The 11628-nt window shown below is 47.2% G+C and carries 10 protein-coding genes; 5 read left to right on the top strand and 5 right to left on the bottom strand.

Annotated features, from left to right (window positions below; all coding sequences use genetic code 11):
• Positions 1-51: 51 nt before the first annotated feature.
• Both R7E42_RS09720 and R7E42_RS09715 read right to left on the bottom strand, forming a co-directional pair.
• Positions 52-1008: a LacI family DNA-binding transcriptional regulator gene (locus R7E42_RS09720; protein ID WP_182016038.1), complete on the bottom strand. Its 957-nt coding sequence runs from the start codon at positions 1006-1008 to the stop codon at positions 52-54.
• Positions 1009-1158: 150 nt separating this feature from the next.
• A complete protein-coding gene (locus R7E42_RS09715) occupies positions 1159-1908 on the bottom strand; it encodes an HpcH/HpaI aldolase family protein (RefSeq protein WP_005374748.1) in 750 nt (249 codons plus the stop codon).
• Positions 1909-2197: 289 nt separating this feature from the next.
• Between R7E42_RS09715 and hisD the strand changes: the two genes are divergently transcribed.
• From hisD to R7E42_RS09695, 4 genes are read left to right on the top strand one after another with little or no spacing between them, the layout of a single operon-like run.
• A complete protein-coding gene (hisD, locus tag R7E42_RS09710; protein ID WP_005374756.1) occupies positions 2198-3490 on the top strand; it encodes a histidinol dehydrogenase in 1293 nt (430 codons plus the stop codon).
• A 1-nt stretch (position 3491) separates the two neighbouring features.
• Positions 3492-4226 carry an SDR family NAD(P)-dependent oxidoreductase gene (locus R7E42_RS09705; RefSeq protein WP_047102420.1) on the top strand — a complete coding sequence of 245 codons (735 nt, stop codon included), beginning with the start codon at positions 3492-3494 and terminating at the stop codon, positions 4224-4226.
• A 47-nt stretch (positions 4227-4273) separates the two neighbouring features.
• A complete protein-coding gene (locus R7E42_RS09700; RefSeq protein WP_005374765.1) occupies positions 4274-5278 on the top strand; it encodes a cupin in 1005 nt (334 codons plus the stop codon).
• A 1-nt stretch (position 5279) separates the two neighbouring features.
• On the top strand, positions 5280-5993 hold the full coding sequence (locus R7E42_RS09695; RefSeq protein ID WP_213871300.1) for an alpha/beta fold hydrolase: 714 nt from the start codon (positions 5280-5282) through the stop codon (positions 5991-5993).
• Positions 5994-6062: 69 nt separating this feature from the next.
• Here R7E42_RS09695 and R7E42_RS09690 read toward each other — a convergent pair whose 3' ends face one another.
• The 3 genes from R7E42_RS09690 to R7E42_RS09680 all read right to left on the bottom strand — a co-directional run bounded on the left by R7E42_RS09690 (position 6063) and on the right by R7E42_RS09680 (position 9739).
• Positions 6063-7148: a porin gene (locus R7E42_RS09690; protein WP_318072614.1), complete on the bottom strand. Its 1086-nt coding sequence runs from the start codon at positions 7146-7148 to the stop codon at positions 6063-6065.
• Positions 7149-7325: 177 nt separating this feature from the next.
• The gene (locus R7E42_RS09685; RefSeq protein ID WP_005374772.1) at positions 7326-8342 is read right to left on the bottom strand and encodes a nuclear transport factor 2 family protein; all 1017 of its coding nucleotides are present in this window, start codon (positions 8340-8342) and stop codon (positions 7326-7328) included.
• Between the two features lie 101 nt (positions 8343-8443).
• Positions 8444-9739: an MFS transporter gene (locus R7E42_RS09680; protein WP_039840592.1), complete on the bottom strand. Its 1296-nt coding sequence runs from the start codon at positions 9737-9739 to the stop codon at positions 8444-8446.
• Between the two features lie 340 nt (positions 9740-10079).
• On the opposite strand from R7E42_RS09680, the gene R7E42_RS09675 reads away from it, so the two are divergent.
• The gene (locus R7E42_RS09675) at positions 10080-11621 is read left to right on the top strand and encodes a sodium:solute symporter (protein WP_005374777.1); all 1542 of its coding nucleotides are present in this window, start codon (positions 10080-10082) and stop codon (positions 11619-11621) included.
• Positions 11622-11628 lie beyond the last annotated feature (7 nt).

Genomic DNA, 11628 nt, shown 5'->3' with positions numbered 1-11628 from the left:
TACTTGAAAGTAAGACATTTTGTTTATGAAGAATGAATAAAAATGGATTTATTAAATAGTGCTACTACGTTCGATCAAGGTGCCTTGCTCGAAAAGGTATTCGCCAGTTGCATCCAGGTTGCCGTTGATTCGATTCATCAAGTCTTCAACCGCTCGTTTAACAATTTTGTCGACTGGTTGAGCAATGGTGGTCAAATCATAGCTCGGCCATGCAGACATCGGAATGTTATCTACACCCATCACAGAGAAGTCTTGGGGGATCTTTGCTCCGGCTTGTCGCAAGCCATCCATCACACCCATGGCGAGGATGTCGTTTGCACAAAAAATTGCATCGGGTTTACTGGTATGCGACAAGATCGCTTTCGCCGCTTTTAAGCCTGCTTCAAAGCTGTACTTGGCTTGGATAAAGGTTGGTGACGGGGAGCCGAGTTCTTGCAATTTTGAAGAGAAACCCAGCCAACGCTCTTCACTGGTCATGGAGCCAGCATCGCCACTGATGTAAGCACACTGTTTTGCGCCTTTCTGCGTTAAATACTCGGCTGCTTGTTGGCCCGCCAAGCGGTTATCAATACCAGAGCTGTTGGCATTAATGCCTTCGGCGTAGCGGTTGATCAAGCTTAAGTGAACGCCAAACTTTTCGCATTGGGCAAACGCGCGTGAAGTTAAACGGCTGGTGGCGATAACGAGTCCGTCCACTTGGTATTCAATGGCGCGTGAAATGGCGAGATCGAGGTCGTCCTTGTCGATAGGGCAAAGCACAACTTGTCCGCCTCGCTTTTGAATTTCGACAGCCAAAGCACGAGATTGCATGTCGTACATTGGGTTTGATTCGCTATCTAACGCAATCGCCACTAAGCCTGAACGATTCGAAATCAGACCTCGGGCGATGGCATTCGGTGTGTATCCGAGCTTAGCTGCGGCATCCATCACCATTTTGCGTTTCTTCTCGCTAATACTCGCAGTCGGGCTGAATGCTCTAGATACCGTCGATTGAGAGACGCCGAGCATCTTCGCGACGTCGATCGAAGTTACTTTCGCTTTAATGGTGATACTCCTTATTTAAGGCCATTGAACCTGCTCATACGTGCTGAGTGTATGGGCTAGGGGATTTCTGTGTCTAGAGCATTACATTGATAAGGCGTAAATATCAGAGAAAACTCAAGAATTCATCACATTTCTCTCTTGTTTGAAGCCATCAATGATCATTTTGTGTTCAGACCCAACACAAAAGAAGCTAACGCCGAGTTCACGCCATTCCCGAGCTTGTTGAGCCGTCGCGACAAACATGCCAACAGGTTTATTGGCGGCTCTGGCCGCTTCGATTACTCGCATACTTGCTTGTGCGACTTTCTCATCATGAACGCTATCAGCACCATAAGCGACAGTGAGATCAACTTGGCCAATGAAGAGCGCATCAATTCCTTCAACATTGGCAATCGCTTCAACATTTTCAACCCCTTGAGGGTCTTCAATTTGTGCAATGACAATCGTATTCGCACGGCTGTCTTTTAAGTGTTCAACCATGGGCTTAGTGGCGTATTGCGCTGCTCGACTGGAACCAGCATACCCTCGGCCACCTTCTCCGTAATGGCAGATTTTCGCCAGTTGCGTCGCTTGCTCAGCAGTACAAACATGGGGAATTTGTACACCCGCCGCGCCACAGTCAAGCGCGTTCAAAATGGTTGAAGGGGCGCTGTCTTGTACTCGTACCACGCACGCGAGGTCATTCGCTCTGGCCGCCATGATGCACAGATCAAGCGAGGAACGATCGAAAGGTGCGTGCTCTGCATCCAGTACCACAAAAGGCAACTCTGCCAGTGCCAATACCTCGATAATGTGAGGATGAGGGGTTTTAACAAATGTACCTAATAGCGTTTCTTTAGTCAGACGTTGCTTAAAATTGCTCATAATTCTCTCCATTGCAAAGGTATGCAAAAACTAACACGGTGAAATGTAAATGATGAGTAAAAATGATGTGATCTAAAACTCATTTTTGATTAAAAATTAAACTCAATCAAGGTCCTTATTACTTGCTTTTATTTGTTTAAATTAATAAATACAAAGGCTTAAGGATGGTTTTTGTGGTTTGTTGACTTAACTTGTCAAATGTTAACTAAGTGTTTAATCTGATTTTGCATTCGTATCCAAAAGCATGAAAATAACCGTTCGTCAGCCTCAATGTTCAAGGAGAAACCCAATGGCACGCATTTTAAAAAACGGAATCACTGAAGAAGCATCAGCATCAAACGACGCAAAAGTGCGTCAGATTGTCGAAAACATTCTTGCTGATATTGAATCGAAAGGTGATAGCGCTGTACGTGAGTTGTCTGAAAAGTTTGATAACTGGTCGCCGGAGCAATTCCGCCTGTCAGAAGAGCAAATCCAAGCCTGTGTGGATGCGCTTGATGAATCGACTCGTCATGATATCGAGTTCGCTCAGCAACAAGTTCGAAACTTTGCTCAAATTCAACGTGACTCAATGAAAGACGTCGAAGTAGAAACCATGCCTGGTGTGGTACTGGGGCATAAAAATATTCCAGTAAACAGCGTGGGTTGTTACATCCCTGGTGGAAAATACCCATTGGTTGCATCCGCTCACATGAGTGTACTGACGGCGAAAGTCGCGGGCGTAAAACGTGTTATTGCTTGTGCGCCTCCGTTTAACGGCCAGCCGAACGTCGCGATTGTCGCTGCGATGGCAATGGCGGGTGCGGATGAAATCTACTGCTTCGGTGGTGTTCAAGCGGTAGGAGCTATGGCATTGGGCACGGAGACTATTGCGCCAGTCGATATGATTGTAGGGCCGGGTAACGCATTTGTAGCAGAGGCAAAACGTCAGTTGTTTGGTCGCGTTGGTATCGATTTGTTTGCAGGGCCAACGGAAACCTTGGTCATTGCTGATGAGAAAGGCTGTGACCCGGAATTGGCTGCGGCAGACTTGCTTGGTCAGGCTGAGCATGGTTACAACTCTCCCGCTGTATTGTTGACCAATAGCGAAACATTTGCGCAAGAAACCATCAAAGAGATCGAACGTCAGTTAACCATTCTCCCAACGGCTGAAGTTGCGGGTAAAGCGTGGGCAGATTACGGACAAGTTATTGTGTGTGATAGCTACGAAGAAATGGTGGAAGTGGCAGACGATATCGCTTCTGAACACGTGCAAGTGATGACGGAAGATCCTAAATACTTCCTAGATAACATGACCAACTACGGTGCCTTGTTCCTAGGTCGTGAAACCAACGTTTCTTACGGCGATAAATGTATTGGTACCAACCATACACTGCCAACGAAGAAAGCGGCGCGATACACCGGTGGTCTTTGGGTAGGTAAATTTATCAAGACCTGTACTTACCAGCGTGTAACGGAAGCTGCGTCGCTAAAAGTCGGTGAGTACTGCTCTCGCTTGTGTGCACTCGAAGGTTTTGCTGGCCACAAAGAGCAAGCGGATATTCGTGTGCGCCGTTACAAAGGCAAAGTGGAAGAGGCGTAATATGTCGAAACTTGCCTTAGTCACAGGCGGCAGTGGCGGACTGGGTGCCGCCATTTGTCGCAAGCTAGCTGAATCGGGATATCGCGTAATTCTGACTTACAACAGTAATCAGAAAGCGGCCGAGGATGTGCTTTCCTCGCTGCCACGTAACGAGCATCTAGCATTCAAATTGAACGTGGCAGATTCTAGTGCGATTGAACAGCTTAAACATCAAGTCAGTGAAATAAGCGACAAGCTGGATTTGTTGGTCAACTGTGCGGGGATGACGAAATTCGTCGCGCACTCTGATTTGCAAAGTTTAGATGACCAGCTGTTTGACCAAATTTTCCAAGTGAACGTCCGTGCGCCTTTTGCCATGGTTCGAGCGTTTGAGCCTTGGCTTAAGCAAGCCAATGGTTGTGTGGTGAACATTACTTCTATCGCGGCACAGACTGCGATGGGGAGCAACATTGCTTACTGTGCAAGTAAATCTGCCGCGGAGAACATGACCCGTTCTTTAGCTCGCGCTCTGTCTCCCGAGGTTCGAGTTCTGGCTGTTGCTCCAGGGCTTGTCGACACTGAGTTTGTCAAAGGCTTGGATGACGCATGGCGTAATCAACAAGAACAATCCACACCGCTTAAGCGTTTAGCCAATGATGAAGAAGTCGCTCAAGCCGTGTACGCCGCGGCAGAAGTTTTGACCTTCTCGACAGGCAATACCATCGCGGTTGATGGTGGGCGACCTTTAGGTCTGTAACTAACAATTCAAAGGCTAGGTCCAAACAAGGACAACAAGGATTTACAATGACTCTACAATCTAAAATGAATAATAATCTGGTCCGCTACATGGAACTGATTCCGGGTACGAGTGCGTTTATTGATGCGCGCACGCCAGGCAGTGATCTGAAAGATAACTTCTGCATTATCGGTGCTGGGGTGGCAGAAAGCAGTCGTCAGCATGTTCATATTCGCGATACGGCGGGCTTTAACATTGGTGCCGCAGGCCAACCGCCGGGCATCAAAAATTCGTTGCACTCTCATCGTACCGCCGAGCTTTTCTTGGTGTTCAAAGGTCAGTTCCGTTTTTATTGGGGGAACGATGGAGAGCATGAGGCGGTGTTGTCTCACGGTGACGTCATCTCGATTCCAACCAATCTCTTCCGTGGATTTGAAGTGGTTGGCCGCGATTACGGCTTTATGTTCTCGGTACTTGGCGGCGACGATTCAGGTGGCGGCGTTATTTGGCATCCAAACGTTATTAAAGACAGTCAAGGTTATGGTTTATACCTCAAAGCCGATGGCACACTCGTGGACACCATTAATGGCGACCCGGTGCCACAAGAATCAGAATTGATGCCGCTGCTTACCGAAGAAGAGCTCGCGACCTTTGATACCTACACCGCAGAAGAGATGATGCCATTTGTCGCTCTGCAAAAAGATTATCGTGAAATCAAAGGCGATTTCGGCGGAAGCAACGTGAAACAATACGCCTTAACGGGTCATCCTTTGGCGAGTTATGACTTCCAAGTAAAGAGTGAAGATGAAGTGAGCATCATGGCTTATGAGCTTTCTGAAGGTGGCTCGATTCCTCAACACTGCCGAGAAGAAAAACAAGTGCTTATCAACTTTGATGGCGATACTGAAGTGGTTCTCACGCATCAAGGCGAACAAGCGAGTGTTGTTTTAACGCGCGGTGATGTGCTGAATGTTCCAGAAGGTGCGTCTTATTCACTGACGAACTTGCGGGGTAATAGTTTGACGTATTGCATTCTTGGCTCTGATCAACCAAAGCCGCTTGCAGGAGAATAAAATGACGCAACCCACCTCGTTAGTTTGGCTACCCGGACTACTTTGTGATGGCACATTGTTTGAGGATATCAACCGAGCGTTGCCAAGTTGGGTTGAGCCTTCATGCCCGACGCTGGCTTCATTGCCGTCAATGGAACAGCTGGCGCAGAGAGTGTTGCAAGACGCACCGCAGGAGTTTGTCTTGGGTGGCTTATCAATGGGTGGGATTCTTGCCTTTGAGGTGTACCGTCAAGCGCCAAACAGAGTCAAAGGCTTGATCCTCATGGATACCAATGCAGCAGATGAAAAGCCAGAGGTGACACAAAAGCGTGATGCACTGGTTAGCCGTGCGTTAAGTGGTGAGTTTGAACGCATTACGGCTGACACTCTGATGCCTGTGCTGATTCATCCAAGCCGTTTGCAAGACAAAGCGTTAACTGAGCGTATCGAAGGCATGGCGGTTAATGTAGGTTTGGAGGCATTTGAAGCACATGCTAAAGCGTTAGCAACTCGCCCGGATGCTCGACCTTTATTGGCGGACATTCAAGCTCCTACGTTGGTGATAACAGGTAAAGAAGATAAGCTTTGTCCGCTAGACAATCATCTGCTCATGGAGAGATGCATCCCAAACGTCACACTTCATGTTATCCCTGAGTGTGGGCATCTATCTACGCTTGAGCAGCCTTTAATTATTAGTGAAGTGATGGCTACTTGGCTTCAAGATAACTTTGCTTAGTGTTGATAAGAACTTCATCACTCACCACCTTAAGGTTACTTGGGTATAGGTGGTGAGCGATGAGTATTATCAGAAGTAGTAGCGAATACCTGCCGCGAATTGATCATCACGGTTTTCGAATTTGCTGCCATCGTACTGATCTTTACCTAGGTCGAACTGGTATTCAGTCCAAACTAGGAATTTGTTCTTCTGGAAGTGGTATTCAAGACCAGGGATCAGCAAGTTACGCTCGTAACCTTGTGTCTCGTCACCACTATCCTCCATGTAGTTGTAGTTCAACGTTGGGCGCAAGCCGTTGTCGAAGTGGTAGTAAGTGTAGATTTCGCCACCTAGGGTATCGAACATTACGTCCGTACCGCCTTGGCTCACTGCTTCCCAGTTTTCGCCAACGTGGAAAGTCGCACCTGCGTAGAAGCCACCGTTGCTGTAGTTTGCGCCCAATAGCATGATGCGCATGTTGTCGCCGTTTTCTACGCCAACCACGCTTGTGTCTAGATCCGCAACTTCATTTTGATGGTAAGCCGCACCCAGTGTTACGCCATCAACCGGTTTGTAAGTGATAGACGCACCCATGCCGTTTTTCAGTGAGGCTGTCGCATTGCTTGCTAGAGCAACATCTTCACGCGTGGTTTGGTAAGTAAAGCCGTAGCTCACTTTTTCATTGATTGAATTACGGTACGTAATTGAGTTTTCTGCACGACCCGCGCCGGATGCGATACCCCAGTCAGCTAGGTTGTAAACACCTGAGCCACGAGTACCGAATACACGACCTAAATCGGTGTACCATGCTACGTCGTAGAAGGTAGACCACTGCTTAGTACCCGCAGCAATCTTGCCGTATTTTTCGTGATCAACACCTGCGTATAGCAAGCGGTCGTAAATGTTGTCACCGTTCGCGCCAGAGTTGTAGCCCCATTCCGCGTGACCGAAACCAATCCAGCCGTTATCTAGGCCCATTTGGCCTTTCAAACCGAAACGTGAGCTGCCGCTGTTCCATTCACCGTTGTCATCACCGCCACGGTCTTGGTAGCGAAGATCGAAACGGCCATCGATGGTTAGGCTGTCGCCAGCGTCATTAACAAAAGTGTGTGCAGCAAAGGCTGAGCTAGAAGTAAGCGCTGCTAGAATCACTGCAGAAAGGGTCGACTTTTTCATCATCAATCTCATTATTCAGGGCGCAGAAAGCCACCGTGCGTTCATGCCCGTTTTGAATAAGGGTTCTATCTTGAGGTTGTGCCCCATCCTTGAGGCACGAGTTGGGAGCATGTCGCCTGAACCGAGAGGGTATTCAGGCAACATAAAGGCGGGTTGACAATCCGCCCCTAGGACTTCTTATAGAGAAGGGTTTAGGATCTGTTGAGTACGTTCGAACACGTCTAGACCTTGCTGTTTTAGCCAGTAAGGAAGGTCGATCAGTACCCAGTTCTCAGATAGCTTGTCGCCGTCACGGTAGTAAACATCAACCACTTGCATGTCTGCACGTACTTCACCACCTGTCATACCTAGGAAACCACCGATTGGTGTGTTAGATAGGTTTGGCCAGCCGAAGAAACAAGAGAAGTTACCTTCTGCGAAACGACATACGTGGCCATTAAACTTCTTGTCTTTCAGGTTGTTACGGAACGGCAATTGGTGCTGCTGTTGGTAACGAGGGATTGTGTAAGACGCACCGATACCACATGGACCGTACCAGATCATGTCTTTAGACCAGCTCTTTTCAAGAACTTCTGGTGGGCAACCCATTGCGCCGCTGTCGTTTAGTGCAGATAGGTCATCAACCATCTTGTTCACTAGTGCTAGTGTTGCTACGCCTTCTTCTGGTGCTGCGTCTTCGAACAGTAGGCCGTCGTGGTTACGAGGACCAGGGTATACGAAGTGCTTACCTGTTGATGGTGGTAGTGGGTAACAACCCGCTTGGTCCATTGCACCTAGAAGGTCTAGGAATAGGCCAGTCTTAGTGATCTTGCCGTTTTCAACACAGTTAAATTCTGCGTAACGGATGTTCATGATTTTGCCAGTTGGGCGCATGCCTAGGTATTCAGCGTCGAATAGACCCATGAAGTGACCCATGCTCATTACCCAGATTTCACCTGATGTTACTTCGTTCTCACCACCGATGAAGATGTCTTGACGACGCTGCATGCGAGTCATTGATTTCATCAAAGGAGCCCAGAAAACGTCAGCCGCTGCTTGAGCGCCTTGTTGCTCACGGAATGGGTAAACACCACGCCATAGGTAATCTTCTGAAGTGTGTGCTTTTAGTACTTCTGCCACGTTCTCGTGAGTTGCGTTTTCCATTGCGCTGAAGTATTCACGTACAACGCGTTTCGCTTCTTGATATTTAGACATAATAAACTCTCTTATTTGCTGTCGAGTCGGCTTTGGGAACAGGACTCGAAATTAAGTTTTTTCATCCGGCCGGGGAGCCAGCCGGAGTTTTTGAAATTCAGTTACGCTTTTGCTGCTTCGGCTTTTTTGCTCTTATCGAACACGCCGCCTTTTAGTGTCTCTGGCAGTGATAGCCATAGAAGACCAGCAAGGATCCATACGATTGGTGAACCCCACATTGCGGTTTGTAGGTCGGTACGCTCTTGGATGAAGATAAGTACCATTGGTGCCCACATACCGAGGATACGACCGCCGTGGAATAGCGCCGCGCCGTAGCTACGTAGGTGTGCTGGGAACAGTTCTGAGAAGTAACCACCCCATACCGCTGAAGAAGACAGGCCGAAGTTGTAAATCAGACCAAGTAGAGCCAGCATGTTTAGGCCGCCAATCACCATGTCGCCAGGTGCAACAAAGAAGATTGAAACCATGATGCCCGCTAGGATGAAGCCAAACGCGTTCACCTTACGACCGAATTTGTCAGCTACCCAACCCCAGAACCACGCACCAAACAGTGAACCAAATGCTGAGATAGAGAAGATGAGACCGATGGTTGCACCGTCGAACATACGTACATCACGTAGGTATGTGGTTACGAAGCCACCAAAGAATTGGAAACCGTAGAAGTTAAGGCCAGCCAGTAATAGACACGTTAGTGTGATCTTACGGTAAGGCTTGCTTAGCATTTCGCCCCAAGAGCCTTTTTTCGCTGGTGCATTTGATTCTTCTACTTTTGCTTGCTCTTCTTCACCGTAAGCGATCACTTTGCTGTCGCTAGGTAGTACAAAGATCATGACAACAGCGGCTGCCAATGGTGGGATACCACCTACAAGCATTAGGCTTTCCCATGGTGCATCGATGCTTGCAATAAATGCTGCATACGCACCCATTACCATCAGTGCTACAGAGAACATAGAAGACGCGAATGCCGTCAACTTACCACGTACCGTTGGCGTAAATAGGCCGATCATCAAGCTTACTGCCACGGTGAAGTAACCACCCAGTGACAAACCAATGATGAAACGCATTGCTGCCCATGTTGTGTAGTCGGTGAACATCATATTGATGATCGTAGCGCCACCGTTTAGGGCTGTGATGGTAATAAGAGTGGATTTCTTACCAAATTTTGTTGCGAACCAAGCACAGCTCAATGCACCAATAAGTGCACCAACCGACTGCCATGTATAGAACTGGGCAGTGTCTGACAGACTAATACCATCATACGCTTCAACGATGTATGGGCGTACGTAGTCAATAATTACAAAGTTATAACAATAGAAAAAGTAACCAACCAGTATCGCTAGATAGGCAGCTACCCTTTGAATCATAGGAACTTCGCTCATGTGTCTTTTGGCATTCATGACCGATAAACCTCTATTTTACTTAGGATTTGTTGCTATTCAAACTTAAAGAACACGATCTTATTGGGATCATCTTCGATTTCGTGTCGTGGTGAATCATAGTTTTTTTAAGGTCATTAGATCCGTGATCAATATCAATTTTAAAATGAATGCGTACCCAATTAGTGGTTTTTAGTGATGGGAGTCTCATTAAATCGGTCTTTTTGGCATTTTTGAATATATAACCGTCTATATTGGTGATTTTAGTCACAGTTATGGCGGGATTATCGTTTAGATATGCTTTTTTAAAGTAATATCCAAGCAACAAATAATTAGCACCCAGAATTATGGAAACCCTGAAATGGTTACGTACTCAAGTTTTGTGGTGATTGCGTTATACGTGTTAATCACCATATTAATCAGCTATTTAGTGAATAAGCGCTACAGCAATGGTGGCGACTTTTCTACGGGTGGAAAGCAATTTGGCTGGTTTACGGCAGGTGTTTCGATACTTGCGACTTACATTAGTGCGATGACGTTTGTAGGGATGCCAGGTTGGGTTTATAGCTCTGGCATGGAAGCGATGAGTATTCACCTTAACTATCCCATCGTTATTTTTTTCACCGTCATTTTCTTTGTGCCTGTTTTCTATAAGCTGGGTCTGACTTCGATTTATGAATACCTTGAGCACCGCTTTGGGGTGTATGCAAGAACCATCAACTCGATTGTGTTCATTGTGGTTCAATGTATCTCAGCGGGTGTGATTTTGTATGCCGTGGCGCTGATCTTAGTGCAAGTTCTGCCTATCAGTATTTCTGAAGCCATTATCTACATCAGTATTTTCACCGCTTGCTATACCTATGCGGGCGGGATTTCCACGGTTATCTGGACCGATATGTTGCAATCTGCAGTATTGGTTGCGGGCAGCATCGCTATTTTTGCCATTCTAATGACAGAGATTAATGCGGCAGATTACCTTTCTCGTGATCACCTGAATATCATCAACTTAGACTTTGATTTGGGTGTAGATACCACACTCTGGGCTGGCGTGGTTGCTGTGAGCTTTTTGCATTTGAGTGTGTACGGCACCAACCAATTGATCATCCAACGCACGTTAGCGACGAGATGTGAAAAGACCGCGCAGAAATCGATGCTGTTGTGTGGTTACGGTGCGTTTTTCGTGTACTTGTTCTTCGCGGTACTCGGTGTTCTTCTAAGTGTTTTCTATCAAGATCAATCGTTTGAAAACAGCAATGAAGTGATTTTGGATTTCGTCTTCAACCACACTAACCCAATCGTCGTTGGTTTGATCATTTCCGCATTGGCGGCCGCCGCAATGTCGACGCTGGATTCGACCTACAACTCAATGGCGACCGTCGCAACGTTCGATATCTACAAGCGTTTCGTTCGCAAAAGTGCCGATGATGAGCACTACGAAAAAGTCGCGAGAAAGATGAGTTTGCTCGCTGCGGCCATGGTGGTAGTGCCAGCTCTTCTAGCGGTATCGAATGAATCGGTACTCAAAACCATCGCTAGCCTGACTTCTATCTTCGTTGGTATCCGATTGGGTTCATTCGTGCTTGGTTTATTCTGGGCGAAAGCCAATGAGAAAGGCGTGATCGTTGGCAGTATCATGAGTGTGATTGCGGTATTTACTGCGATGTATCTCGACGTGGCTTGGCCGTGGTTCGCGCCAATTGGTACGTTCGTCTTCCTTTTGTTTGGTGTGTTAGTGAGTCGTCGTTGGGGCGCGGTGACTGCCGAGCAACAAATCTTTATCAATAATCAAAAACATCTTTTTGCAAAGCCAACCGCAAGCCATTACGGATTGTTGGTGTTCGCTGTGGCGACCATCGCTGCTTGTATGGTTCTCCCTGATTGGCTTTATGCTGCATTGTCGTAATAGGTAA

It is taken from the genome of Vibrio sp. Vb1337 (assembly GCF_033338715.1).
Classification (GTDB): domain Bacteria; phylum Pseudomonadota; class Gammaproteobacteria; order Enterobacterales; family Vibrionaceae; genus Vibrio; species Vibrio alginolyticus.
This window is presented reverse-complemented; position numbering and strand designations above follow the sequence as displayed.

Excerpts from the sequence above, each read along its gene's own strand:
- R7E42_RS09695 (WP_213871300.1), top strand. The coding sequence starts at position 5,280 with ATGACGCAACCCACCTCGTTAGTTTGGCTACCCGGACTACTTTGTGAT.
- R7E42_RS09680 (WP_039840592.1), bottom strand. The coding sequence starts at position 9,739 with ATGAATGCCAAAAGACACATGAGCGAAGTTCCTATGATTCAAAGGGTA.
- R7E42_RS09700 (WP_005374765.1), top strand. The coding sequence starts at position 4,274 with ATGACTCTACAATCTAAAATGAATAATAATCTGGTCCGCTACATGGAA.
- hisD (WP_005374756.1), top strand. The coding sequence starts at position 2,198 with ATGGCACGCATTTTAAAAAACGGAATCACTGAAGAAGCATCAGCATCA.
- R7E42_RS09720 (WP_182016038.1), bottom strand. The coding sequence starts at position 1,008 with ATGCTCGGCGTCTCTCAATCGACGGTATCTAGAGCATTCAGCCCGACT.
- R7E42_RS09715 (WP_005374748.1), bottom strand. The coding sequence starts at position 1,908 with ATGAGCAATTTTAAGCAACGTCTGACTAAAGAAACGCTATTAGGTACA.
- R7E42_RS09675 (WP_005374777.1), top strand. The coding sequence starts at position 10,080 with ATGGTTACGTACTCAAGTTTTGTGGTGATTGCGTTATACGTGTTAATC.
- R7E42_RS09705 (WP_047102420.1), top strand. The coding sequence starts at position 3,492 with ATGTCGAAACTTGCCTTAGTCACAGGCGGCAGTGGCGGACTGGGTGCC.
- R7E42_RS09685 (WP_005374772.1), bottom strand. The coding sequence starts at position 8,342 with ATGTCTAAATATCAAGAAGCGAAACGCGTTGTACGTGAATACTTCAGC.
- R7E42_RS09690 (WP_318072614.1), bottom strand. The coding sequence starts at position 7,148 with ATGAAAAAGTCGACCCTTTCTGCAGTGATTCTAGCAGCGCTTACTTCT.